20 protein-coding genes are annotated in these 24,245 nt (G+C 62.7%); 9 read left to right on the forward strand and 11 right to left on the reverse strand.

Features of this window, described 5'->3' with window-relative positions:
- Positions 1 to 116: 116 nt before the first annotated feature.
- The 9 genes from BES08_RS29155 to BES08_RS29200 all read right to left on the reverse strand — a co-directional run bounded on the left by BES08_RS29155 (position 117) and on the right by BES08_RS29200 (position 13,358).
- Positions 117 to 4,496 carry a strawberry notch-like NTP hydrolase domain-containing protein gene (locus tag BES08_RS29155; RefSeq protein ID WP_069710243.1) on the reverse strand — a complete coding sequence of 1,460 codons (4,380 nt, stop codon included), beginning with the start codon at positions 4,494 to 4,496 and terminating at the stop codon, positions 117 to 119.
- Positions 4,497 to 4,650: 154 nt separating this feature from the next.
- Positions 4,651 to 6,723 carry a ParB/RepB/Spo0J family partition protein gene (locus tag BES08_RS29160; RefSeq protein ID WP_008827956.1) on the reverse strand — a complete coding sequence of 691 codons (2,073 nt, stop codon included), beginning with the start codon at positions 6,721 to 6,723 and terminating at the stop codon, positions 4,651 to 4,653.
- Positions 6,720 to 6,950 (reverse strand): hypothetical protein, encoded by a 231-nt coding sequence (locus tag BES08_RS29165; RefSeq protein ID WP_008827957.1) that lies wholly within the window; start codon positions 6,948 to 6,950, stop codon positions 6,720 to 6,722. The genes BES08_RS29160 and BES08_RS29165 overlap by 4 nt, the downstream gene beginning before the upstream one ends.
- A 224-nt stretch (positions 6,951 to 7,174) precedes the next feature.
- On the reverse strand, positions 7,175 to 8,506 hold the full coding sequence (locus BES08_RS29170) for a type II toxin-antitoxin system HipA family toxin (RefSeq protein ID WP_008827958.1): 1,332 nt from the start codon (positions 8,504 to 8,506) through the stop codon (positions 7,175 to 7,177).
- Positions 8,503 to 9,018, reverse strand: coding sequence for a helix-turn-helix transcriptional regulator (locus tag BES08_RS32400; RefSeq protein WP_008827959.1), 516 nt, complete (start codon positions 9,016 to 9,018; stop codon positions 8,503 to 8,505). The genes BES08_RS29170 and BES08_RS32400 overlap by 4 nt, the downstream gene beginning before the upstream one ends.
- A 952-nt stretch (positions 9,019 to 9,970) precedes the next feature.
- The gene (locus BES08_RS29185) at positions 9,971 to 10,306 is read right to left on the reverse strand and encodes an HU family DNA-binding protein (protein WP_197524521.1); all 336 of its coding nucleotides are present in this window, start codon (positions 10,304 to 10,306) and stop codon (positions 9,971 to 9,973) included.
- A gap of 48 nt (positions 10,307 to 10,354) precedes the next feature.
- The gene (locus BES08_RS29190) at positions 10,355 to 11,524 is read right to left on the reverse strand and encodes a MucR family transcriptional regulator (RefSeq protein WP_069710118.1); all 1,170 of its coding nucleotides are present in this window, start codon (positions 11,522 to 11,524) and stop codon (positions 10,355 to 10,357) included.
- 398 nt (positions 11,525 to 11,922) lie between these two features.
- Positions 11,923 to 12,846 carry a DUF7146 domain-containing protein gene (locus BES08_RS29195; RefSeq protein ID WP_069710119.1) on the reverse strand — a complete coding sequence of 308 codons (924 nt, stop codon included), beginning with the start codon at positions 12,844 to 12,846 and terminating at the stop codon, positions 11,923 to 11,925.
- Positions 12,847 to 12,869: 23 nt separating this feature from the next.
- The gene (locus BES08_RS29200; RefSeq protein WP_156800054.1) at positions 12,870 to 13,358 is read right to left on the reverse strand and encodes a hypothetical protein; all 489 of its coding nucleotides are present in this window, start codon (positions 13,356 to 13,358) and stop codon (positions 12,870 to 12,872) included.
- Positions 13,359 to 13,629: 271 nt separating this feature from the next.
- Here BES08_RS29200 and BES08_RS29205 point away from each other — a divergent pair, with 271 nt between their 5' ends.
- The 9 genes from BES08_RS29205 to htpG all read left to right on the forward strand — a co-directional run bounded on the left by BES08_RS29205 (position 13,630) and on the right by htpG (position 21,799).
- A complete protein-coding gene (locus tag BES08_RS29205) occupies positions 13,630 to 14,214 on the forward strand; it encodes a sigma factor-like helix-turn-helix DNA-binding protein (RefSeq protein WP_069710121.1) in 585 nt (194 codons plus the stop codon).
- A gap of 158 nt (positions 14,215 to 14,372) precedes the next feature.
- On the forward strand, positions 14,373 to 14,771 hold the full coding sequence (locus BES08_RS29210; protein ID WP_069710122.1) for a hypothetical protein: 399 nt from the start codon (positions 14,373 to 14,375) through the stop codon (positions 14,769 to 14,771).
- Between the two features lie 24 nt (positions 14,772 to 14,795).
- Positions 14,796 to 15,248: a hypothetical protein gene (locus tag BES08_RS29215; protein ID WP_069710123.1), complete on the forward strand. Its 453-nt coding sequence runs from the start codon at positions 14,796 to 14,798 to the stop codon at positions 15,246 to 15,248.
- A 128-nt stretch (positions 15,249 to 15,376) separates the two neighbouring features.
- Positions 15,377 to 15,694: a helix-turn-helix domain-containing protein gene (locus BES08_RS29220; protein WP_156800055.1), complete on the forward strand. Its 318-nt coding sequence runs from the start codon at positions 15,377 to 15,379 to the stop codon at positions 15,692 to 15,694.
- Between the two features lie 1,013 nt (positions 15,695 to 16,707).
- Positions 16,708 to 17,271: an RNA polymerase sigma factor gene (locus tag BES08_RS29230; RefSeq protein ID WP_069710126.1), complete on the forward strand. Its 564-nt coding sequence runs from the start codon at positions 16,708 to 16,710 to the stop codon at positions 17,269 to 17,271.
- A 1-nt stretch (position 17,272) separates the two neighbouring features.
- Positions 17,273 to 18,298 carry a FecR family protein gene (locus BES08_RS29235; RefSeq protein WP_069710127.1) on the forward strand — a complete coding sequence of 342 codons (1,026 nt, stop codon included), beginning with the start codon at positions 17,273 to 17,275 and terminating at the stop codon, positions 18,296 to 18,298.
- Between the two features lie 412 nt (positions 18,299 to 18,710).
- Positions 18,711 to 18,977: a hypothetical protein gene (locus BES08_RS29240; protein ID WP_083274876.1), complete on the forward strand. Its 267-nt coding sequence runs from the start codon at positions 18,711 to 18,713 to the stop codon at positions 18,975 to 18,977.
- Positions 18,962 to 19,246: a hypothetical protein gene (locus BES08_RS29245; RefSeq protein WP_231958388.1), complete on the forward strand. Its 285-nt coding sequence runs from the start codon at positions 18,962 to 18,964 to the stop codon at positions 19,244 to 19,246. Before BES08_RS29240 ends, BES08_RS29245 begins: the two co-directional genes overlap by 16 nt.
- A 666-nt stretch (positions 19,247 to 19,912) precedes the next feature.
- Positions 19,913 to 21,799 carry a molecular chaperone HtpG gene (gene htpG, locus BES08_RS29250; RefSeq protein WP_069710128.1) on the forward strand — a complete coding sequence of 629 codons (1,887 nt, stop codon included), beginning with the start codon at positions 19,913 to 19,915 and terminating at the stop codon, positions 21,797 to 21,799.
- A 670-nt stretch (positions 21,800 to 22,469) separates the two neighbouring features.
- Here htpG and BES08_RS33475 read toward each other — a convergent pair.
- Positions 22,470 to 23,564 carry a hypothetical protein gene (locus tag BES08_RS33475; protein WP_156800056.1) on the reverse strand — a complete coding sequence of 365 codons (1,095 nt, stop codon included), beginning with the start codon at positions 23,562 to 23,564 and terminating at the stop codon, positions 22,470 to 22,472.
- A gap of 255 nt (positions 23,565 to 23,819) precedes the next feature.
- Positions 23,820 to 24,242 (reverse strand): hypothetical protein, encoded by a 423-nt coding sequence (locus BES08_RS29255; protein WP_069710129.1) that lies wholly within the window; start codon positions 24,240 to 24,242, stop codon positions 23,820 to 23,822.
- Positions 24,243 to 24,245: the final 3 nt, after the last annotated feature.

The following is a 24,245-nucleotide window of genomic DNA, read 5'->3' on the forward strand; positions in this document are numbered from 1 at the left end:
GCGCGGTGGGCGTATTTGCCTGTAGGGGTGTCCCAAAGCCCGGCACTGTCGGTCGACCATCCGACGCTTGCCGTCCCATCGCCTGGCCGCCTGACACCGTGAATGGCGCTGGAATGTCACTGTTGAACCGAAGGGGTCGGTGCGACATCACCGAACGTCTCCTCGATCGCCGTCAGCACTTCCAGTGCCCGGTCCAGCGGCACGAACAGCCGGGTCCGGAACTGGATGATCTCGGTAAAGCATCCCAGCGCCTTGAGACGTGGCAGTCGCGCGACGTCGAAGTCCTTGATCTCGAGACGAAGGTCATCGGCGACGCGAGCGTACCTCAGCGAGGCGCCCGGCAAGGCAGGGATGAAAACGCCGCCTGACGTCGCGGCACCCGCGAAAATCTCCGCCGGCGACGGACGCACGGAAGTATCAAGCCCGAAGGCCGAGGCGACTTTCGCAAGGCCGGAAGGTGAGATTATCCGCCCCAGCATCGAGGCGCCCTGCGCATCGGTGATCCGCCAGACCCTGAGGTCATCGTCGGGGAGGCGGTTCCAGACGGGCAGCAGCAGACCGGTTGCGATGTTTATCGCCTCGACATCGATGCGCTGCGCCAGCTCCTCACATTCGGCGGTCCAGGCAGAAGTGAAGGTGGCTTTGTCGATCGGCTCCCAGGCGCTTTCGGCGAGCCGGGTCTTGCGCATGCGCTCAGAGCCGCCAGGACGAACGAGCTCGTGGACCTCAATGCGTTCGCCATCATCGCCCAGGATTGCCCAGGAGGGCACCTTCAGTGCGATCCGCCCTGAACGGGCATTGCGCAGAAAGGTAATGCGACCCGACCCTTTCCATTGCTCCAGCAGGGGGCTGAGCGGGGTTGGCCTGCGCTTGCGGTGCACCTCGATCCGCGAGAGCCAGGTCTCGGCACCCGACTGAGGATCACGCCGCAGCAACTGGCGTTCGATGGGCACGATCGCCTCGACCATGATCGTCTCGACACCCAGGTCGAGCGTGCCGCGTTCGCGCGCGGCATCGATACGCGCCTGGATGAGGCCGAGATACTCCTCGAAGATCGCGTTCTGCGTGCCGATGCGCAGCGCGAGCAGCCGGTTGAGCCAGCGCTGGATCGGCGGCAGATCATCGAGCAGCGCGCCGCTGTCCTTGTCGATGAGCTTCAATCCGGTCATCGCGATGAACTGGGTGAGGCTTGTGCTTTCCAACTTGCCACGTGCGAGCAGGCGATACCATTGCAGCAGCGCTTCACGGGCAAGATCACTTTCGAGGTTATCGAGCGGATCGAAGAGGTTCTGGCCGCCGGTCTGGCGCTGGCCGCGCGTGAGGGCGCCGAGGCTGTCGAGCCGCCGCGCGATCGTAGAGATGAAGCGGCGCTCGCCCTTGCAGTCGGTCGTCGCGGGCCGGAAGATCGGTGCACTCGCCTGGTTGGTACGGTTGGTTCGCCCCAGCCCCTGGATTGCCGCGGCTGCCCGCCAGCCCGGCTCGAGGAGGTAGTGCACGCGGCGCCTGTCCGCCGTCGCGCAGCCGCGGTCGGCATGGTAGCTGCGCCCGGTGCCTCCGGCATCGGAGAAGACCAGCACCTGCTTGGCCCCGCTCATGAAGGCATGGGTCTCGGCGATGTTGCTGCGCGCGCTTCGGCGCTCCACGCGCTGGCGTCCGGCTGCGTCGAGGACAATGCGACGCGAACGCCCGGTGACCTCGGCGAGGCGATCGGTCCCGAAATGCGCGACAAGCGCATCGAGCGCTGCCGGGATCGGCGGCATCGCACAGAGCCTTTCGACAAGCTCGTCTCGGGCGCGGATGGCGGCCTGACTGTGTACGGGGCGTCCATCCTCGTCGACCATCGGTTCGGAACGTGGCTCACCATCCTCGCCCTTGAAGACGCGCATCTGGCGGGTCGGAAATGCGGTCTCGAGGTACTGGATCATGAGTTCGCGTGGACTGACCTCGATATCGAGATCAGCGCGTTCGGCGGCCGAGAGGCCGGCAAGATGCCGTTCCAGCGCGGCTTCGGATGTCGTGACCAGTTGGACGACAGGCTGGCGGCCTTCCACAATGTCCTGCTCGATCGCCGCGATGAGACTGGGCAGTTTCATCGCGATCAGGAGCTGGGCGAAGAAGCGCTGCTTGGTGCTCTCGAAACGCGAGAGCGCGCTGCCCTTCGCCTGACCATTGAGCGAACGCCCGGTCATGCCATCGACGATCCCGGTCGCTTCCAGGACGCGGTCGAGTTCGGCGTGGATGATCGCCCAGGCATCGGCATAGGCATCGTAGATCTCGATCTGCGCGGTCGTCAGCTGGTGTTCGAGCGGATCGTACTCGACGCCGCTGAAGGTGAGCGCACGGGCGGTGTAAAAGCCCATGGCCTTGAGGTCGCGCGCGACGATCTCCATCGCGGCGATCCCGCCATCCGAGATCGCGGTCATGAACGCTTCGCGGGTCTCGAAGGCAGAATTGTGCCACAGGCCAAGCCGCGAGGCATAGCAAAGGTTCGCGGGATCGGTGGCGCCAGTCGCGCTGTTGTAGAGCACGCAGGCGCGGGGCAGCAGGTTCTGCAGCCGGACCCCGGCCAGTCCCTGTTCAGAACCCTTTTCCACCCCGAACCTGGTGACGGTCCCTGCGGCATTGGCCATCTCGTGCGCCTCGTCGAAGACGATGAGGCCATCGAAGTCCGCACCCAGCCAGGCAAGGATCTGCTGGAGCCGCGAGTGGCTGTCATCACGCTGCGAGCGCAGGGTGGCGAAGGTCAGGAACAGGATCCCGGTTTCCATGGTGATGGATCCGGAGAGCGGAAAGGCATCGAGCGGCTGGACATCGATGGGCAGTCCGCCGAGCGCCGCCCAGTCCCGCCGGGCATCCTCGAGCAGGCTCGCGCTCTTGGAAATCCAGACGGCGCGGCGCTGCCCCCGGCACCATCGGTCGAGGATGCAGCCCGAGATCTGGCGCCCCTTGCCCACTCCGGTACCGTCGCCCACCATGAAGCCGGCACGATAGACATGGCCATCGACATGAAGCTGCAGGAGCGTTCCGGCATCGTTGGGAGCGAAGCGGCCGGGGAGATCGCGTTCGAAGGCCTGGCCGGCGTAGATCACGGTCTCGAGCTGGGCGTCCGACAGCGTCGCTACCGCGCGCGGCGGCAGCATCGGGCGATAGGTCGCCTGCGGCAGCAGGATCGAGGACATCGCCATCGATTCCATCAGTTGGTCGGGGTGCGACTGCGGCGCCGCGAAGGCAATGCGCGTCAGCCGCCAGGGAACGTAGATGCCGACCGGATCGCCCGCTGCCGGTGGCTCATCGAGCGCGGTGTATCCGAGCAACGCCGGTTCATGTCCTGCCCCGGGCATCACTGATGGCGCCGGTGGACGGATCGGCTTTGCGCCGCTCCCCAGTATTCCTGCCATCAGACCTGCACGTCTGGTGGGTAACGAGGGCACAAGGCGCGAGGGGGCGGGAACGACCGCGTCAACCGATATGCTCTCGACCAAAGCAGCAACCGGCGAAGGACCGTCAGTCACATAGGCGGACCTGTCAAGACGATCGGGCACGCTGTGCAGCAGAGCCTGCGCGGCCTCCAGCCCGGAGACCATCGCGCGCTGCGTCCGCCCCCGCCACCCCTTATCGTAGACGAGGATCCGGATCGAGATCGACGTCCCGTGACTGGCGAAGGGCCGTCCGTCGATGGTGAGTTCCCAGCGCGGCTGGTACGCGGTCGCGACGCGCTGGTAGCCCTTGGCGCCCGTGCCGCCCTCGGCGAATGCAGGCGACATGATCGCGACGCACCTGCCACTGGCCGCGAGGCGTTCCAGGGCGGAGAGCAGATGCCGGGCGCCGGCATCGCGATCGCGGCCACGGGATTCCGACCGCGCAAAGGGCGGGTTCATCAGCACCACATCAGGTCGCCGTCCGTCTTCAAGCAAATCGTCGATGAACTCGCCATCGTGGCGGGCGACGGGTTGGCACAGTGCCAGCGCAAGGAGATCGGCACGGCCGGGATCGCGCTCATTGAGCATCAGGCTTGCGCCGACGCCCGCCGCGCAGGCGGCCAGCATGCCGGTGCCGGCGGAAGGCTCGAGCACGAGATCGCCGGGTCGGATCCGGGCCGCACAGGCTGCCAGCCATGCGAGGCCAAGCGGTGTCGAGAACTGCTGCATATCCACCTGCCGCTCGCTGCGATAAGTCTGGGTCGGCAGGTGACGGGCAAGATCGGCGCGGGCGGCAAAGGCGGCGTCAACATCGTCGCGATCGACTAGGCCGGTCTGCGGATCGAGTGCCATGAGCACCTGCGCGACCTCAAGGGCGTCGTAGGCGTCACGCATCGACCACTCGCCGAATGCGCCCGAGCGTCCGAAACTCTCCGTGACGATGCGGGTAAGCACCTTGCGCTGCAGGGAACGAGCGGTGCCGAGATATGCGGCGATCTGGCGGGCGGCGACGAGAAGCCTTCCAGCCTTGGGCGACTGGGCGCGCTCCTGCACGCCTTCGAATTGAGGCAGGGTCATCATGAGTTCCTTTGAGATTGGGAGGCGGCTCGCAGGCGCTATCGGGTCAGCCCGGATGCCGCTGCGGAAACACGCTTCTGGAAGGGAAAGGGGCCCGAGGCCGGGACCCGCGCTTGCGCAGGTCCCGGCAGGGCTTAAGGATGGCAGTCCCTGGTCAGGCGGCTTCGTCGAAGGGTATCACACCGTCTTCGTCAGCGGCGCCGGTGACGGTTTGTGCTTCTGCACCCGGCTCTTCGGCGATGAGATCGTCGCAGTCGTCGCCACCATTCATCTGCTCCGGCCCGAACCGCATCGCATCGGGCAACCACCTGCGGGCGCGTTCCTTGATCTCGGGTTCGGCCAGCACGTCACCGGCGAAGAGCTTCTCCGCCGAAAGCGACAGATCGAATTTGCGTGAGGTGGAGTAACGGCTCGAGAGTTCCGGTCCTCCGATCGCCTCGAAGAGCCCGAGGATCTTCGGCTTGGTCAGGCGATCGAAGAAGTTGCTGGCGGTGGGGCGCCACCAGGCCGCGACATCGATCGCCAGCTTCGTCCCGAGATGATCGAGGAACCCCGAACCGGCTTCGCCATGTGGCACGGCATGCATAGTGCGCGCGATGACCCAGCCCAGCCAGGCTGCGCGTGCCTCGCCATCCAGGGCGCAGAACGCATCGTATCGGGCCTCCATGGCGTCGTGATCCAGCCAGGATCGGTCGAGACCACCGTCCAATGCGTCCCACTGCTGCGAGGCCGGGGTGCCGCTGACAAAGCCGCTGACGCGCGGACTGGGCGCATAGGCCCTGAGTTCACTCGGCATGCCGCTCCAGCCCTCGCGACTGGCCTTGTCGATCATGATGAAGGTGCCCAGATCGAGCGCAAAGGCGGGATCGCTGGCGATGAAGAGCCGAAGCATCTCGGTCTTCATCGTGGCCAGTTCGTCGCGCTGGCGATTGCTGAAGGTCAGTGCAGTGGCGGCGTCCTCGTCCACTTCGCCGTCATCGTGACCGCCGCCCGTCGCCGTCTCGTCGCCCTCGTCCCCTTCATCGAGAAGCACGGTTTCGGATGCGTCAAAGGCCTCGCCTTCTTCGACATGGAAGTACTCGTGGTGCAGGGCCGGGGTGCCGTCGCCGCCGATCACGAGGTAGGCAATTGCGCCAGCTTTCTGGGCCGGGGTCAGATCCGCCGTCACCTCGCCAAACGCATCGAGCTCCTGGGAGAGCTGGTCGAAGCGTGTGGCCTGTTCCTCGGTGTACTCGGGAGCGTCCTGCGCTTCGCGCTCGATCGCTTCCATTTCGGCCTGGATTTCCGCTTCCCGGGCCACTTCCACCTCGGTCAGCTCGCGAGGCTCGGGCTGCATTTCCCGGAGGCGATAGGTCGTGCTGTAAGGCACACTCGTTGCCGCCACGATCCGTACTTCTGCAAACCCGTCACGTTCGCGCAGGGCCTCAGCTGCCTTATGCAAGGCCTCCTCCGCAAGGCGCTCGACAATATCCCCGTCGAGCCAGCGCTCGGTCGCGGCGTCGGAGAAGAGGTCCTGTTCGATCCGGCCGCCAGCGGCCTGGTAGGCTTCGGATCCGACCAGCAGCGCCTTGGGGTCTGCGCCATTATAGGAGCCGCTCGCGAGGTTACGGCGGATCTCGTTGACGTTGTTCGCATAGTATCCGCCCGTTAGTTGCTCGAAGACCTTCGCCTGCCGATCCTGGTCCGCCGTCGTAGCGTAGGCTTTGGCGATCTCGATGCCGATCTCGCCATGTCGAAGCGCCTCGAAGATCGGGGCTGCGAGATTGGCAAGGCGCAGACGGCCGAGCACGAACTTCTCGGTCTTGCCGAAGCGCTTTGCGAGATCGGCGGGCGTCTTCTTCTCACGCTCGATGATCGAGCGGAACGCGCAGCATTCGTCGGCCGGATTCATCGGCAGATGGAAGTAGTTCTCCGTGAGGCTCATCTCGATCGCATCGCGCGCGTTCTTTGCGACAAGGACCGGTACCATGAAATCTTCATCGAGCACGGCCTTGGTGATGTTGGCGAGGACCGCATCGAGACGGCGACCACCGCCATAGATCTCGACCTTGCCCTTGAACGCACCTCGCGTGGTACGTACGCCGATCAGGTTCTCGAGGATAATGCCGGTCTCGGCAATGTTGGCTTCCAATTCGGCATCGGCGATGCTGTCGCTTTGGGTGCGCACGTTGTTGGGAGATTTGAAACAGTCGACTGCGCGGGCATATTCGATTGCGGGTTGGGTCATTTCAGGTCTTCCGATTTTGCGATCGACCTGACAACCAGGCCGCTCATCGCAATCATCCTTCCCCCCCCTTCCCTCTTTTTCCTGAGCACATCGTTCCAGTCGTTCAGGCCGTACCAAGGCCACAGCGCCGCAACGGAAAAGCCCCTTGCGCCATAGATCTTGCGCGCATGCAGTTCTGCGCGGTAACCGGCAAGATCGTTGTCCGCCGGCACCACGAGCCTTTCCATGCAGGAAGAGATATGGCCCTGCTATAGCCTCTCGGCATCGAACCCGGTGCAGACGGGAAACCCGAGACGAGTTGCGGCCGAGTCCGCATTTTCGACGCCCCCTGCCCTTGAAAACCGGCGGTTCTGCTCGTTCCGTTTGGATCACAAGGCATCCAGAGGATGTCAGATCGCCGACCGGTCGGGTCAGAGGCTGCCAGAGCCGCAGCGCGAATGGACTCCCGGTATCAGCTTAGAGCCCAGCCACCGCCGCTTACCACGTGGGCATCTCGTTCACGCAGTTCGATGTCCAGGCCGAGCAGCAAAACGAGCTCGCCGGCAGTCTCACCAAACAGTCGGTCAAGCGCCCCCATATCAGCCGAAAAATTGGCCGAGAGCGTTTCAATTCTTTCGACGAGATTTCGGGAGGCCCTGGCGAGTATTTTTTCGGCGCCTTGGGGGGGTAGCCCGATGGTTTGGCAAAAGGTCAGAAGATCGCTTCTTGTCAATTCTGCTGGGACTTTCGCATCACCGATGTGGAAGGCAAAATCCTCCCGAAAACCAGCCACGGTCTGAACCGGCACCAGGTCGTAGAAGGGCGCGAGTGTGATCGACCCGCCCGGTCCATGAAGGAGTGCATTGTTCTTCGCATGGTTGTCGTTGTTACCAACCAGCAGATTGAACAGCGTCATACGCAGAAATGTTTCCCTTGACTGCGCAGGCCGATCGGTGGCTTCCAGGATCCTGCCGATCGTTGCTGCGTCGAAACAGCGCGGCGGCGTTCCCTTGCGTTGATACTTGAGTTCTGCCGGAAGACCGGCTGCCTGTGCGAAGTCTTCCTGATGCAGGCGGCGCACCATGCCATCTTCGAGGTGGCGATCGAAACGCCGGATCAGCAGGACATCGAATCCGCCAATCGTACTGGCGACCGAACTGCCGACATTAAATCCACATTCGGCTGCAAGAAGTGTCACAAAGGCCTCGTCGCGTGCCTCGTGACGATGTTGGGGGTCAGGCAGTTTGAGAATATGGGTCGTCGGCGCTCCACTTCCCGGCTTGGGAATGGCGAAACGACCGTCAGGCAATCCTGTGAGCGAGATTTTCGGCCTTACACCTGCTACTGGCGAGGGGTCGCGCAGTTCGCCTGGAAGCGGCCTGCCGGTGGCCAACCGATCGACAATCTCCGCGAATGTAGCCTCGTCCAGCGGATCGTAATCTCCCTGGATACGGCCCGGGCGTTTGATGGGCGGATGGTCGAGCGGGAGGACGCTGACCGCGCCGGCACAGTCCGCTCCAACATGCGCCAGGAGAGCGGCGATGTCGCCGCGATCGATACCCTCGCGTCGTATGACAGTTTCGAGAAGGTTGTTCTCCTGGAGAAGGTTATCGAAGAACGCACGCACCGGCACATCGCCGAACGGCTCGTCACCCAAAGGCAGCGACAAGGACAGGGTATGCTGTGCTGAGTTGGCCAGCCATTCGGGCGTGTAGGCGAAGGCGAGACTGGAATCGTCTGCTTTCACGAGGCGTCCGATCGGCTCTGCCGAGGCTTCCAGCCAGACATTCAAGATCAGCGTCATGAGCTCCTGCTCCGGGCGCTGATGTCTATGCCGGCCGCCAGAGCGCAGGCAATGACCTTGTCGATTTCCAGAGTTCCCTTGCCGCTTTCCAGTTCGGATACGAAACGTCTGCCTACGCCGGCATGCTGGGCGAATTCCGCCTGGTTCAGCTTCATCGCTTTGCGCGCTTTGCGGATCAGGGCTCCAAGGTCTGCAGCGGTGCGTATGCCTGTCGTGGAGCCTTGGGTTTTCGCAGCGACTTTCGGTCTATCATGCGCCGGCTCGAGCGAACCTGTCGCGATGGCCTGGGTCAGTCCTCGAGCTATTTCAACCGCACTTTGTGCTGGTCCCTGCTGGATACGCCGGATGGTGTCCTGAAACAGCGGCTGCTTCAGCTTCTCGATGGCAGCGTTGATATCCGGCATAAAGGGGGCGAGATTCGCCTGATGCACGGCGCTGTCGAGCGACTTTATCAGTGCATCGCGGTCCTGCATCTCGCGCAATAGCCGCGCCGCATCAGTTTCTTTTGGCAAAGCCTTTTGCTCCTTTTCGGGAGCATTGTAAACGGCAAGACAGCTCTATGCAAGATATACTCCCGAACGGGAGCAAATGCAGCGAAATCATACATACTCTGAAGCTTTGCGCCCGCTCAGGAGCATTCTTGAAATCGCTTAACGGGACGGCCGAGATATACTCGCGGCTGGTGTGCGGCCTGCAGCGCGAAAAGCGATGGTCTCACAAGCGCAGGACGACTATCCCGGAAGTGACTAAAAGCTGTGACATGTACATGAAAACGCAAGTCATGGTGCATGAGGAGGAACTGTGCGAAGCGCTCCTTCTGCTTGAGGCGCTCTGTGAAATTCTGCGCAGCGAGGTGACCCTTCCCGAGCGTGTTTTATCGGGACTACCGGGCTCGTACAGGTAGACAGAGCATGACGGAGCAGACAGTTGCGGCGCTCGATCATGCTGGTCGAGAATTGATGTCACGTCAGAATGACCCGCGCGTTGGGTCTTGATGCTTGCGAGCGCAGACGGGAACAAGGATGCTGCGCGGATGGCCGATACAAACGACGGGTGCCGATCCTGGTGAATGCTTTTGACGCGCCAAGCGCAAACTGGAAGCCGCACGAGTTCTCAAGAAGATGCGTAATGAGGCATCGAGGAGAAATGCGATAACGGCGCTACACCGAGTTGAACATGGAAAGGCGTTGAAGCTGGCGGACTTTGAGATTGTATCCCGTAAGGTCGGGCGGCAATTCAAGCGCCTCCTGCATTCCCTGTATCTCGACCGGGTCTGACGTGGGTGAAGCGCCGAACACGCCCCGATCTTGACCCAACCGCTCCCTAAGCTGGAACGCCTTCCCTTGGGAACCGACGACGTCCTTGGGAAAGTGCCTTTCGAAGGGTGGTTTGTTTAGACACGCAGACCCATCACTACAGACGGCTAGTGCAGCACCCATCCCCGGATGGGCGCCGCACAACGTGTCATCCGTTCAGCTTGTCCTTGACCGCCTTGGCCGGGGCAAAGGTAAGCTTACGGGCGGCCTTGATCGTCATCGCCTCGCCGGTTGCCGGATTGCGGCCTTCGCGCTCGGGTGTGTCCTTGATCTTGAACTTGCCGAAGCCGTTGAGCGAGATTTCATCGCCCTTGGCCGCAGCGTCGCCGATCGCGACGAAGACAGCATCGACGATCTTGCGGGCATCGGCCTTCGTGATACCGGCATCGTTCGCGATGGCGTCGGCGAGATCACTGTTGTTCATTGCAGTTCTTCCTGTCGATCGGGCCTGTCGAAACGGTGCCCGAGGTTGTGATTCATACATCGCGCGAGGCAGCGGCCGACCGATGTCCGCCGCTGTGCGCCAGGCCGATCAGCCGGCCTCGCCCGGTGCAGCCTTGGGCGTACGGGCCATGCGCTTGGGCCTTGCCGCCTTTGCCGGCTTTTCGCCATCGGCGGCGGCGGGTGCGTCGCTGGAGGCGCTGGCCTCGGACCCGGACGCCGCGGGCTGATCCTTGCCGAACAGCCCAAGCTTGCCGCGTGGCCTTACCGCGGGCTTGGCAGCGGCCGCAACGGACGCATCTACCTCAGGCGATGCCTGAGGCGCTGCTGCAGACGTAGCCTGCTCGGCCGCAGCGTCCACGGCGGCGCCGCCCTTTGCTGGTTTGCCGAGCTTCGCAGCGGTAGTCCTGGATGCACCGGACTTGGTAGCTGCGGGCTTGGGTGCGGCAGACTTGGGGGCAGCGGCCTTGCGAACCTTCGGCTTGTCCGCCGGCGCGGCGCCCTCCTGAGGCTGGGCATCGGGGGTGTTGGTCTCGGCGGTACCGGCGGTGTCTGCTCCACCAGCGCGCTTCTTTTGTGCGCGCGGTTTGGGTGCCGTCTTTACGCGCGAACGCTGTGACGTCTTCGCCGGTTCGGCGGCAGCAGCGGGTTCAGGCGCGATGATCGCATCGTCAGTGGCGACTGTCTGTTCGGTCGGCACCGAGGCAGCGCGCGATGCCGCCTTTCCGCCGCGCACCTTGGGTCCGGCCTTGCGTCCGGCGGGACGCTTGGCAGCAGGCGGGGTCTGCGCCGATCCGGATGCATCATCCGTGGCAGAGGCCGTGCCGGCAGGAGCGCCTGCCTTGGCTGCGGCACTCGGACGCGAGCCCAACCCGATCCTCTCGGCAATGCCTCGGCGCATTGCCGCAAATTCAGGTGCGACCATCGGATAGTTGTCCGCAAGGCCATAGCGTTGGCGGTAAGTCTCCGGCGTCAACCCATGACTTGTGAGATGGCGCTTGAGCGTCTTGTACGGCTTTCCGTCGATGAGGCTCAGAATATGCGAAGGCGACGACAGGCTCTTGCGCACGGAAACGGCCGGCGTATAGGACACGTCTTCGATCGCAGGCACCTCAGGGGCCGCATCTTCGGTCAAGGCCTGGCGGGTTGCACGGATCAATGCCGGAAGATCTTCGGAACCGACAGTGTTGTTGGCGAGATATGCGCTCAAAAGCTGGACGGTAAGCGACGTAACGTCAGCGGGATTTTCGAGTTCAGGCATTGCAGGCGGTGCTCCCGGTAGTCTGTCGATCGTTGAGGGAAGTGGCGACCCGGCACCCTTCACGCTCGCGGGCTCACAAATCAAGTAGAAAAGCGCGCCTTTCAAATCCTTGACCCGTCGCGCATTGTACCGGTGACGCGAGCGATTGTGCCGTACCTTCGCATTGCAATTCTGATTACATGGGTATCCCCCGGGCGGGGACTGCCGATCCCGCCACGGCCATTGTGGCGAGCGACGTGCAGTTTGCGGGAGGCCGGGTGCAATCGGTGCACTTGCTGGCGGCGGCGTTGTCAATCATAGCCCGTCTCGCCTTTCAGGCATCCTCTCCCAAACTATTACGGCCGGCTTTAAGCCGGCCTTTTTTTCGGGCCTCGCCCTGCCGATTGCGAGTACCAGCGCTACGCAAATCCGGATCTGTGTCTCAGAACATCGTTCCAGTCATTGAGACCATGCCAGGGCATGACGATCCGCGCATCGCGTGTACCGACACGCCCCCCGAGCGCCCCGCTGTCCTGGCTCTCGGCCCGGAAGGCGTCTCGCGCGCGCCTCGCAGCCTGCACTCCGGCGTGATCAGCATCCGGTAGCAGAACGATGCGCGCGACATTGGCGGGGACGCGGACCCATGCGAAGCGAGCGCTGCCCAGAACCGCCCAGACCGGTATTTCCAGCAGGATCGAGGCGGCCAGTGCAGTCTCGATCCCTTCCGCCAGCCCGAGCACCTCGCCATGTGCGTATGTTCGCACGGCGCCCGCGCCGGGACGGCCGAGCATGCGCCGTGCTGGCCTCAGGTCCATGCACAACCTGCTGCGAGGAAGATCGAGAAAGCAGCGCTGGACCGCAAGCGTTCCGCACTCATCGCTTATGCGCGCGATCATCGCCGGACGCCGCGCAAGCTGCCCGGCGACGCGGACCGGGGTGCATGGATGATACCGAAGCTGCGCGCAGGACGTGAAGATACCGCGCGCCTCGAGATAGGCGGCTGCAGGCGAGCCCTGCAGGGCGTGTGCTTCGTCCCACAAGGCCCGCGCACGCGCGCGAACCCAGTTATCATTTCCATCCTTGGCCCGCGCCGCGCTCTCCCTATCGAGGAGCCGGCCGGTCAGGGCCGAGGCCAGGGTGCAGCGTACTGCCGCGATCACCGTCTGCTGATCGCATCCTGCAAAACAGTGGAACAGCAGACGGCGTTCGCCGATGCGGACCGAAAGGCTGGGAGTCCGGTCAGGGTGGGCCGGACACAGGCACATGCCTCGACCGCCCGACCACTTTCCGCCGAGGCGCGTCACGAGGGCATTGCCGGCGACCTCGAGGGCATCCTGTGTCATTGGCTGTCCTCGACACCCCGGCTTCAGGATACCTCACCGATCGGCAGAGCACCGCAGACAGGGGAGTTGGCAATACGCACCGCAGCGAGCAGGTGACGGCGGATCTCGCGGCGCCCCAGCCCGAAGCGGGACGCGATCTGTGCAGAAGGCATGTCGTGATGCAGTCGGAGCGCAAGAATGGCCGCGGTCATCGGCGGCATCGCCGGCAAAGTCCGGGCAAGGTTGGGCCCTGGCCATGTGGCGGGGGTATAGAGATCGGCCGGCACGTGCACCCAGGCCTTGACCTCAAAGCCGGCGGCGACGCGCCGGGCCTGAGGATCCTGGTCATCGATCCGGAAGGTGCGTGGACGGCCACCGTTCCGATCGCTGGCGGCAGCCAGCAGCGCCTCGCCGGGCGGCAGGGTCGCTTCGAGGTACTCCTGCATTGCAGCCAAGCGCGGATCGCCCGCGAATGTGCGGCGACAGGCTTCGGCGAGAGATAAGAGAAGTCGGGCAATTGTTGGAGAAGTCATAACGGATGCCTCCTTGCGAGGGGTTTCAGTAAGGAAGGAGCATCAACCGCTCCTTCCACCTGCCCACATCCACCTCCCCTTCCCGGCGCCAGCGCCCGCGGGCGCTGGCGGGCATTCGTCGTGCCGCGACCTCCGCATGCCGGTATAAGGGCCGGGCAGGACGCCTGCTCGCTCTTCAGGTTGCCATATGATTGCGATTCCATGACACTGCGCTGCCACCACCGGACACGAGTATCTGGATCCGGCCGGCAGACAGGAGGGTCTGGCTGCAGTGATACAGCTGAGCATAACGCTCGATCTCGACCTTTATCGGGATCGACTGCTGTTACTTACGCTTCGGCAGCGCCAGTGCATGGTGCTCATTGACCAAGGTTTCGATACCAAGGAGATCGCCGAGCACCTGGAGATCTCGGTCAGCCGGGTCCAGAAACACATTTTCAATGCGCGCAAGATCCTCGGCAACCCGGCGCGGCGCAAGGCAGCGCGCCTTGTTGCCGCCTTCGAGCAGGAGCGCGCGGCTCTTGAGGAGGGGGGGCAATCGATAGGCGCCCTCGGATTACCCCTCGTACCGCTCCTCGAATTGCCGCAGCACGATGGCGAGGCCGAGGAACCCGAGGTGCAGGAAGACCCTGCAATGACGCCCATCCGGCCGGCACCCGCAGCACAAGAACAGGCGCCGTTCCCGCCCCCGGGAATACTCGCGATGTTGCTTCCGCTGCGCTCTGACAGGAGACCGGCAAATGACCTGACCATCCGCCCCGCGCTGATCACGATAGCGGTGCTGTCTGCGGCAGGACTTGTCGCGGCAGGTTCCGCCATGCAGTTGCTCGTCGCCTTCCAGGTCTTTCTGGAATAGGGCGCTGCCGCCCAACCTGGGGGGATATCAAGTATCCCCTGCCCATCTCTGATCGGCGCCGCATCCAATCCAGCCCCCTGCCCCACCGAGCGGCAGCACGCATCCTTTTCATATTCATCATGATCGCGGGAAATGAGCCCCGCGAGACAGGAGACACCATGCGCGCCCAACGTCAGAAGATCGCCACCGAGGTAGCCCAGCGCCTGTTTGCCGCCGAAGCGGCCCTCGACATCGCCTCTGCCCGTATAGCCGAGCTCAATGCCGCCTTGCCGCTGGCCACGATCGATGCACGCGTCGGCGCCTGCGTCGGGCAGGAGGCGGTGACGCGCTCGGCCGCCGCCCTCATGCTCATGGCCAGAGCGCGCGGCGAGATAATCGCGACCCATGCCGGCCTGAAGACCGCCAGTGTGGCGATCGGCCTTGGCGAGATGGCATTCGGAGACCTGATCAAGCTCGACGAGAACTCGGGCAGCGCGCTACCTCCTGGCGGCATGCCCGGCGAGGCGCTGCCTCTCGCTCTTCCGGCAACCGGGCCCAGCCATCTGCGCCTTGCCTGAGCGCGGGCATTCGAGAATGACGGCATGAACCGCCACCTGGCCTACCTCCTGCTCCTGATCGCGGCATGTCTTTATGCCGCGGTCAGAGGCGGGCGGCCCGAACGCATCGGCGCCGCCACGTTCGTTGCAGGCTCGGTGCTCTCGCTCGTGCTGTCCGAAGTGCAGGGCATAGGCTTTCGCGAACCGGAACTGGGCATTATCACGGTCGATGCGGCGATGTTCGGTATCTTCACCTGGCTTTCGCTGCGCAGTACGCGGTTCTGGCCGATCTGGGTGTCCGGGGTCATCGGCTCCGAGCTCATCGTCCATACGATGCGGGCAGCGGCCCCGGCTATCGTTCCGCAAGCCTATCTCGATGCCCAGGCCCTGTGGAGCTGGATCGCACTCACCATCCTGATCCTTGGCACGCGCCGGCATGTCGTTCGCCGATATCGCAGAGGCACCGATCCCGACTGGCGCACGCGATCAGGGGCTTAGACACCCGAGAGCCTCCTGCCCTCCTCCCGAAATGCGAAGGGACGCGAGAGATGATGAACGAAAGACCACCGCCAGATCCGGGGCCTGAAACCGCGGCCCGAATTGCAATGTGCCGCACGATCGCCGAGATGCGAAAGGCACTCGCCTGCTGTCTCGGCGAGAGCTTCAGCCCGGCGCCATATCTGGACATGCTTCTCGACCTCTACGTGTCACAGAGCGAGGGCCAGGACACTTATGTGTGGTCACTGTGCATGGCGACCTCCGCGCCATTATCGACGGCTCATCGCAAGATCACCGACCTCGAGCAGCGCGGCCTGCTTGTCCTCGAGCCCGGGCTCACCGACCGGCGACGGGTCGGGGTTCAGCTGACACAGGAAGGCGAGGCGGTTGTCGTCTCGCTTGTCGCGTGCTTCGAGACCATTCTCGGGCGGGTGAAGCGCGCGTGACACGGGGCCGCCGACACGCCGGACGAGCGGTCGTTTGCGACGGGCGGGCGAGTTTTCCCCGCTATCCACAGGATGTGGACATCCTGGAACATTCGCGAACCCTGACCGGCGAGCGCCGATCGGATAATGTGCCGGCACCATGTCCCTTCTTTGCCTCATTGGCCGACACAGGCCATCGGCCGTTTCCCTGACCTACGGCAAGGATGGTGATTACCTCGCGCTGTGCGAGGTATGCGCGGTTCCGCTCGCGCGTCACCGCACCGGTGGATGGCACGCCGTCCGGCCGCTGGCGCATGCGCCGCTGGGCAACATCGTCACCGATACAGCGCATAACCTTTAGGCTTGCCTCGCGCTTTTGACGTTGCATCTTCGTGGCGCGTGCGCGAAAGGCGGCGCCGCACGGCAGCCCGAATGCGACCACGTTCGCTGCCGTGCACTATTCTCCTGCTCACCTGTAACGCCTGGGTCCCGCGATCACGGCCGCCGCTCATGGAACCCGACCTCTCGAGGCCGGTGCCGGCATGACCAGGTCTCTCGTTTCCTGCCCAAACTGACCGCACCGTGAGAGCGCCGCTTCCTGCCCTGGCCGCGGCAGCGATCGCCGCCCGCAAGGGGCGAGATCCGGCGCAGCCGGAGCTCGACCGGGACGGCGCGCATGCGCCGGCCCGGCCAGAGCGCGGTGCCCTCGCAGAGGGCAGCCGCCCATTCCCTGCCCCGTCACCTGCACTGCCGCTGTCGCATCCCCGTCACTATCGTTCTCATTTTGGTAGCGAGTCCAAGCTTTTGGGTTGCACAAATTGCCCAAACCACCGATGCTTGAAGCGCTTCTGAGATAAACAGGAGCGGGGCGTCGAAACCCTAATCAGAGTTGCTCGGTCACCAGTTTCTGGAGGCCGGGTGGCATGCGCGCATGTCCAGCCGGCTTGCCGGTAAAGGCGCATGCGCCTGTTCTCTGATCAGGTTTCGAACATCCGGCTTATGGCCGTCGCCCCGAGTGGACATAGGTGCGACGCATGAGCCAGAGCGAGACGAGCGGCCGCGAGGCTGTCTCAGATGCGGCGCGCGAGGACCGGGACGAGAGTTCCCGTTTCGCCGCCTTCTACCGCCGGGAGCAACCCCGGCTACTTCGTTTCTTTCTCCGCAATCTGGGCAACCAGTCGGACGCGGACGAATTGAGTCAGGAGACCCTGTCACGTTTTGCCACGGCCTCTCAAACCACAATAGACGTACCCCAGGCCTATCTCACCCGTATCGCCACGAACCTGCTGCGCGACCATACGCAGCGCGGCTCGACACGGCTGGCGCGGGCGAGCACCAGCCTGGACGAGGGCCTGGACGCACCGGTGGGTCTCGATCCTTTTCGCGAGGTACAGTCGCGCCGCGATCTGGCGAGGTGGCAAGGAATCCTGTCGCAGCTTCATCCGGCAACTCTGGAGATTTTCATGCTCAACAGGGTCGAGGGCTACAGTTACCGCGAGATCGCCGAGGCGCACTCGCTGCCGTTGTGGAAAGTGCAGAAGCACATGCTCAAGGCGATCCGCCTGATCGACGCCAACCGCGCCGCTGAGGAGGCCTGAGATGCTGGGCCTTTTCGCAGGACCGCGGATCACGCGCCGGGATCGCACCGATGCGCACCGCTGGGTTATGCTCATGCTCGACGAGCCCGATGTCTACGCCCAGCAGGTCGCCGACTGGATCGAGCGCAAGCCGGCGCGCCGCGATGTTTATGTCGGCCTGTTGAAGAACGTCGATTCCGCAGCGCGCGCATCCGCGCTCATGTCGCTGAGCAAGGTCCAGGGCAGGCGCCCGGGCCCCGTTCATCGTTGGTGGAACGCCTCGCCGATGCTCGCCGCTCTGAGCGCGCTGGTAGCAGCGTGCGCATTTGCGTGGTTCGTCTCGAACGCACTCGGTCTGGGAACGCCTGGCGTCGTGGCGGCCGCAAGCGCCCGCACACTGACGACAGGCATCGGCGAGGTCCGCACCGAAAGCCTCGATGATGGCAGCTCGATTGTTCTCGACACCGACAGCGAGGCCCGCGTCGATTTCACCGCACAGCACCGCGACATCGAAATCCTGCGCGGGCGCGCGCGCATAATTGTTGCACACGACCCCGATCGTCCGCTCAAGGTGCGCGCTGGCGCGGTTTCCATCGAACCGAGCGGACGGGTATTCGATGTCAGCGTTAACGAAGCTGCGGGCAATACCGTGAGCGTCGCGGCAATAGAGGGCGGCCTCGATCTGCGCACGAGCGAACAGACCAGCGCTAAGGGACAACTGCTTCCCGTGCGGGCCGGCCAGGCTGTCATTGTCGCCGGCATCGGCGAGGCCAAACCGGCAATCGTGATCGCGCGAGCCTCCGACCAACAATGGGTCACCGGGATGAGAAGTTTCGACGATGCGGCGATCAGCGAGGTGATCGCCGAGGCGAACCGTTACAGCACGGTCAAACTGGAGCTTGCCGATCCTTCACTGGGCAGCCGCAGGATCTTTGCCGATATCGAGATCCGCGACATCGAAAAGGTCGCCGCCGCCCTCGCGGGTTTCCTCCATCTGGAGATCGACAGCAGGCGGGCTGGAAGGCTAATTCTGACCAAGCGCAGGTGAGACGGCGAGGACTGCCACCGGCAACGGCTTTCCGGAAGCGGCCCCCGGCCACACCGCAAAGTCTCGGCGATGCCACCGTTGCCACCCTTGCGCCGGCTAAACGGTCCCGTACCGAGATGAGGACGACATAAGCGGTGGAAATGCCGCACCTGCTGCGAAAGGCCTCCACGTTGAACCCGCCACCCCTGGCAATCGTTCGGCGACGGCGAGCATCACAAAGGTCTTCGTAACCACCTTCGTGTCGAGCTGCGCCTTGTGTCCACAGCGACACGCGACCGCGGTGTCACAGCCCCATTTCGAGTAGTCCAAGACCGTCTCGAACCGTTTCGTTCCCATAACCTGCCCGTACCGGATTGCAGAACAAATATGGAACATATAACATTGTGTCATTCCACCAAGGAGTGATTCTGCGATGCCTGCACTATCGAAGATGGATGGTCCGCTTGACCTCGGAGGCTATGAGACCAGTTCGAAATCCTTGCCTTTCGGGCGCTGGATACTGGAACAGTCCGAGAGAGGCGGCTTCATTGGCCAACTCGCCTCGATCGCCAGATCGGATCGTGGGTTCCCGAAGGACGGCACCCCCGATGCGGTCCGCAAGCGCCTGGGAGACACCGGCGCAGATCCAGAAATGTTCGAAGCGGTCGACGACGCCGAGATGGATTGGGTATCCTGGTGACCGGCCCTATAGCCGACGATGCCTTAATCGCGCTGGCCCAGCACCGCTTCAACCAAGCCGATAGGGCCGACGCCACACATGAGGACTGCCGCCAGCTGCGCGGCATTTTTCCCGCCGTTCTGCAGCGCCTGCGGGAGAAGGTGGAGATCACGCGCGATCTTGTCTGCATCGAGGGCAACGACCTGTCTGATGCGGCGAGGCTCGCACCGCCAGCCAACACCGAGCCGAAGCAGGACGATCAACTGCAGCTATCCCTTACCCATTTTTGAGCCTCCGCCGATCGGCGCGTGAGCCACGTAAACCAAGCGGATCTCCAAGACGTTCCTATCCTGAGGAACAAGTCATGGTTGACGTGAAAACCTGGGCCCGGCGCACGTTCCGCAAGCTAGCGCTGGGCCACTTTATCGGGATCGAGACCATCAAGGTTTGGATACTGCGTAGGGGGAGAATATTTTCAGGTCGCAGCAACCGTTCTTGCCGGTCTGCCTTTATCACATACCCTCATCCTGGTTGACCTAACCCGCAACTGGAGATTCCCTGGGGCCTGGTCGCGGGATGTATCTTCTACACCGGCCAGGCCTCATTTTTCCGTCACCTTGATGAAGGGTGACGATGCACGAATTGGGAACGGGAGGATTGCTTGATAACTGGACGTCCGATTATGGAGCGCGCTTTCGAGATCGCTCGAGAAGGCAGCTGCAAGAACCTGCAAAGCCTGGCTATCGCACTTGCGAAAGAGGGCTTCACCAATGTGGATTCTCATTTGGAAGGACCGTCTCTGCGAAAACAGCTGGGCGCACTGATGCGAGCCTCCTAAATCAAATGGGTGGGCTGCCAGTCCTCACCCGCATATCCGAGAGTCGGCCCTCTTGAACGTGGAAACGTTCCGATCCATCTGGCTGGCATAAGTCCGAAACATGTGAGCCGAAGAGACGATGACGACCGAGACGTTTGCCGCCCCTGAGACCCGCGCCTTCGAGGCCGATGTTTCCAAGCTCCTGCACATGATGGTCCATTCGGTCTATTCGGACCGGGACGTGTTCCTGCGCGAGCTTATCTCCAACGCTGCCGATGCCTGCGAGAAGCTGCGCTACGAAGCGATCTCCCGGCCCGAACTGCTTGGCGACGACGCCCAGCCGCGCATCACCGTGACGCTAGACAAGGAGGCCGGAACCCTCACCGTCACGGACAATGGCATCGGGATGTCCGCGATCGACATGGCCGAGACCCTGGGCACCATTGCCCGGTCGGGGACGAAGGCGTTCATGGACAGGCTCGCCGCCGACAAGAACGGCGAGGGACAGCAGCTCATCGGCCAGTTCGGCGTGGGCTTCTACTCGGCCTTCATGGTCGCGGGCAAAGTCGAGGTCGTCTCCCGCCGCGCGGGTGAGGACGAGGCGGCGAGCTGGGCATCCGATGGTTCGGGCACTTACACCATAGCTCCGGTCGATCCCGCTGCCGCCCCCTTGCGGGGAACGAGGGTAACGCTGACCTTGCTCGACGAAGCGAAAAGCTATGCCGAGCTCTACACTGTCGAACGGATCGTCAAGGCTCAGTCGGGCCACGTCCCGGTGCCGATATTCGTGGAGGAAACCGGGAGCGAGGAAGAAGCTCGGCAGCTTGCCGACGGCGCGGCGCTGTGGGCCAGGTCGAAGTCGGACATCAGCGAGGATGAGTATGCCGACTTCTATCGCAGCGTGGCGGGGCAGTTCGACAAGCCGGCGATGACGCTGCACTACCGGGCCGAAGGGCGGCACGAGTATTCGGTGCTGACCTTCATCCCGGAGAGCAAGCCTTTCGACCTCTTCGACCCCGACCGCAATGGCCGCATCAAACTCTATGTGCGAAGGGTTTTCATCACCGACGAAGCGGAGATCCTCCCGCGCTATCTGCGATTTGTGCGCGGCCTCGTCGATTCCGCGGACCTCCCGCTCAACATGTCGCGCGAGATGATCCAGGAAAGCCCCGTGCTGTCGGCCATCCAGAAAGGCGTGAGCAATCGCATCCTCTCGGAACTCGACAAGCTGTCGGAGAGTGACGCCGATCGCTACGCGGCGATCTGGGACAATTTCGGGGCAGTGCTCAAGGAAGGGCTTTACGAAGATTACGAGCGGCGCGCGCAGTTGCTTGGGCTTGCTCGCTTCAAGACGACGGCATCGAACGGCGAGTGGCGCTCGCTCAAGGATTATGTAGCGGGGCTCAAGGAAAATCAGACTGCGATCTTCTATGCTACCGGCGATGACCTCGATAGGATCGCGACGTCTCCCCAGCTCGAAGGGTTCAAGGCACGGGGCATCGAGGTCTTGCTGCTGCCCGACCAGGTCGACAATTTCTGGACGACGATGGGCGTCGATTATGAAGGCAAACCCTTCAAGTCGGTGACGCAGGGCTCCAGCGACCTCAGCCTGATCCCTTTGGCAGAGGAGAGCGCAGATACATCGAACGCGGCAGAGGATGTCAGCGGGTTCATCGCCTTTGCCAAGGAGGTGCTGGCGGATCACGTCTCCGACGTCCGTATCTCCGACCGTTTGACCACCAGCGCCGTGTGCATCGTGGCGCCGGACAACGCCATGGATCTTCAGCTTGAGAAGATGCTGGCCGCCGCCGGCCGTGCGCCCGAACGCGAAAAGCCTGTGCTGGAAGTGAATGCGCGCCATGGGCTAATCGCCAGGTTGGACCAGTCGACGGCGAGCGAGGATGAGCGGCGGGACATCGCATTCCTGTTGTTCGATGAGGCGCGTATCGCCGAGGGAGAAGCTCCCGCCGATCCGCGAGCCTTCGCGCAGCGGCTGGAACGTTTGATGGCCAAGACCCTGGGATAATACAGGACAGGGGGAGCCGACGGGCTCCCCTTTGTTTTTTGCGGCTCCCAATACGCTGCATGTTGTCCATCATCTCGACTATGTCGTCCCGGTGACAGGCCAAGGCACCTTCGGCCACGACAAATATTCGCGGGGGATGGATGCACTGCGCGAGAGCGGCGTACCGATGACCGCCCACGTCCTGGACGGTAACCGAACGTCGTTCCCGAGCCAGCCGACACATGATTGCGGTCCCCTGCTGATCGGCGGTCGCAATGGCGCTAATCGATTTTGTCGGGTTGGAACGTTCCTGCTGGCACAAGCAAACGACGATATTTGGTCGGATTGGCCGGCAGACGATAGTCCGGTTTAGAACCGAGTTTCGATGATAGCTGTCCCCAGGCGGCGTCGGCTGCCGAGCAATATGGCCGTCGACCGGCGAGGCCGTAAACGGCAGGTTTTGTTACCAAACCTGCCGCGTGGTGCCGCTACGACGAGAGAAAATCCTTCAGCCCGGCATATACCGCGTTTCCGTAGCACAGTATCCTGAGCAGATCGGAAATCCTCGACTTAACCGACGGATTTCGCCCAACTGTCGTTAACGCTTTTCCAACTAGGTCGAATACTGGAGATGGTAATGGGCGACACCGGGACCGGTGTTGGATTTTCCCTCAGGCTCGCAGCGGCAAGCCTAGCTTGGGCATTTGACTGCCCGTACGAGTACCCATCCGCCAGAAGTGGCACTCGTCAAATTTGGAGTCGGATTAGACGGCTTCTCTTCGATGCTGGCACATTGCCCAGCCTTGAACGCGCCTAGGTATTCGCTATGCTTTGTAGGCTCCTCGCGCACCCTTGCTGTCGAGGTCGCCCGCATCAACGTGCCGCGGTCAAGGCCGCTGTAAGCCGGTAAAGCGGCAGTTCCGCGTACTCGAAAAACCCCGTCCTCCGTCGAACGGCCCTGCCGCTCTTCGAAATAGACAAACCCTGTCAGCGGTTGTCCGTTAGCGCCTAGCGATATTTCATTTTCCGTCGGGGGCGGCAGAATATTCTTTTGCGATAACAGTGAGATCGCTAGCCAAAAGCATAGTGCGGCTAGGCCTGCGGCGATGACCCACCGCCAAGGCAGGTCTAGAAACCTGAACCACCACGGATTAATCGGATAGGACCGATAAGCGGTGGGCGTCACTGTTCCTGACTGGAAGAATGGTAACCAAAACTTTCTTACGAAATCCTCGTCAAAAAAGTCCGAATGGCTGAACGGATGCCGCCGATCATCGAATGGATGTCCTATTCCGTAAGTGCCGCCGTTGCCGTAGCCCCAAGTTATGGAAGCGGCGATTACCGGCCATACATCCTTTGTCCCGTAATCATTGATAAGAGTACCTTTAACACTCGCACGCTGCACCGCCTGCCAATTACATTCCTGCCCCTTGATCGCTCCGCAAAGGATCAGGTTATCTATATCGATAGCCGGATTCTCCGCCAAAATTTCGTGGATCGCGTGCGTTCCGTAACTGTGAGCTATGACGGTTAGCTTGCTCCCCGTGCTCTTTGCTACGCGCGCCGCATCAAGCAGGTCTTTCAGTGTCTTTTTGATAGGGGGTAACCTAGTGGGGCCAGGGAGTAAAAAGCTGAGCAGGTCGAACTTGCCGTATCTCGTCGAAAAGACCCTCACGCCTCCTACATCCTCAAGCATAGCGGTCACTCGCTCCTGCCAGGCAGCATGCGTTCGGATGCCATGGATCAAATGAACTACGTGCCCCTGCCCCCCAAATTCTGTCACCATGTCAATTTTCGCCCCTCATATTATGCAAATCTTGCTGGTCGGGCTCCACTAAGCGAGCTTATAGAGTCGCTGACAGACCTCAGGCCTCATATGGCACCTTTTGCGATAGCTGCTATCATACATCGGCGCGATGAAATGCCTCTCCCCGACAGGCAAGCCGCGATCTTGGTTTCGTCGGCAACGGACGGGCATTGGCGGCGTTTCTTCCGAGATGCTGGCACTACACCATCGAATAGACAGGCGGCCAATATCCGGCTAGAGGTCTGCGACTGCACTGCCGGCATTGACCAGCGCTACGATGGTGGCCGGTGAGGGTGTTGCCGCCGCCGCGAGTAGTGCCAGACCAAGGTCGAGAACTTTCGCGATCTTGGTCAGTAATTCCGACACTTCCTTGATCTGCTTGATTTTGGCCTGCGCAGCGACACTGACCTCGCCGATCGTGCTGAGTTCGCCCTCATATTCCTTAAGGCCCTCGCTCACCGCAGCCGCGGTCAGCTTCGAATTGAGCGCTGATAGGCTGTTCAGCTGTCCCTGTAGCCGCGTATATCGCTGCTCCCACAGTAGCGCGCCGACAGGATCATCTGGCTTGTCTCCAAGCGCGAGTTGCGCGTCTAGGGTGCGCTTGGCGCCGATCCTGCAGAGGTCTGCGACGCTCCGGAGATTTTGTGCAACTGTCATGAG

It is taken from the genome of Novosphingobium resinovorum (assembly GCF_001742225.1).
Lineage (GTDB): Bacteria > Pseudomonadota > Alphaproteobacteria > Sphingomonadales > Sphingomonadaceae > Novosphingobium > Novosphingobium resinovorum_A.

Bases quoted from the DNA above. Each gene is read 5' to 3' on its own strand.
- BES08_RS29240 (WP_083274876.1), top strand. From the start codon at position 18,711: ATGCCTGCACTATCGAAGATGGATGGTCCGCTTGACCTCGGAGGCTAT.
- BES08_RS29190 (WP_069710118.1), bottom strand. From the start codon at position 11,524: ATGCCTGAACTCGAAAATCCCGCTGACGTTACGTCGCTTACCGTCCAG.
- BES08_RS29170 (WP_008827958.1), bottom strand. From the start codon at position 8,506: ATGACGCTGATCTTGAATGTCTGGCTGGAAGCCTCGGCAGAGCCGATC.
- BES08_RS29155 (WP_069710243.1), bottom strand. From the start codon at position 4,496: ATGACCCTGCCTCAATTCGAAGGCGTGCAGGAGCGCGCCCAGTCGCCC.
- BES08_RS29235 (WP_069710127.1), top strand. From the start codon at position 17,273: ATGCTGGGCCTTTTCGCAGGACCGCGGATCACGCGCCGGGATCGCACC.
- BES08_RS29230 (WP_069710126.1), top strand. From the start codon at position 16,708: ATGAGCCAGAGCGAGACGAGCGGCCGCGAGGCTGTCTCAGATGCGGCG.
- BES08_RS29210 (WP_069710122.1), top strand. From the start codon at position 14,373: ATGCGCGCCCAACGTCAGAAGATCGCCACCGAGGTAGCCCAGCGCCTG.
- BES08_RS29200 (WP_156800054.1), bottom strand. From the start codon at position 13,358: ATGACTTCTCCAACAATTGCCCGACTTCTCTTATCTCTCGCCGAAGCC.
- BES08_RS33475 (WP_156800056.1), bottom strand. From the start codon at position 23,564: ATGGTGACAGAATTTGGGGGGCAGGGGCACGTAGTTCATTTGATCCAT.
- BES08_RS29185 (WP_197524521.1), bottom strand. From the start codon at position 10,306: ATGTATGAATCACAACCTCGGGCACCGTTTCGACAGGCCCGATCGACA.
- BES08_RS29160 (WP_008827956.1), bottom strand. From the start codon at position 6,723: ATGACCCAACCCGCAATCGAATATGCCCGCGCAGTCGACTGTTTCAAA.
- BES08_RS29165 (WP_008827957.1), bottom strand. From the start codon at position 6,950: ATGGAAAGGCTCGTGGTGCCGGCGGACAACGATCTTGCCGGTTACCGC.
- BES08_RS29215 (WP_069710123.1), top strand. From the start codon at position 14,796: ATGAACCGCCACCTGGCCTACCTCCTGCTCCTGATCGCGGCATGTCTT.
- BES08_RS29195 (WP_069710119.1), bottom strand. From the start codon at position 12,846: ATGACACAGGATGCCCTCGAGGTCGCCGGCAATGCCCTCGTGACGCGC.
- BES08_RS29255 (WP_069710129.1), bottom strand. From the start codon at position 24,242: ATGACAGTTGCACAAAATCTCCGGAGCGTCGCAGACCTCTGCAGGATC.
- htpG (WP_069710128.1), top strand. From the start codon at position 19,913: ATGACGACCGAGACGTTTGCCGCCCCTGAGACCCGCGCCTTCGAGGCC.
- BES08_RS29220 (WP_156800055.1), top strand. From the start codon at position 15,377: ATGCGAAAGGCACTCGCCTGCTGTCTCGGCGAGAGCTTCAGCCCGGCG.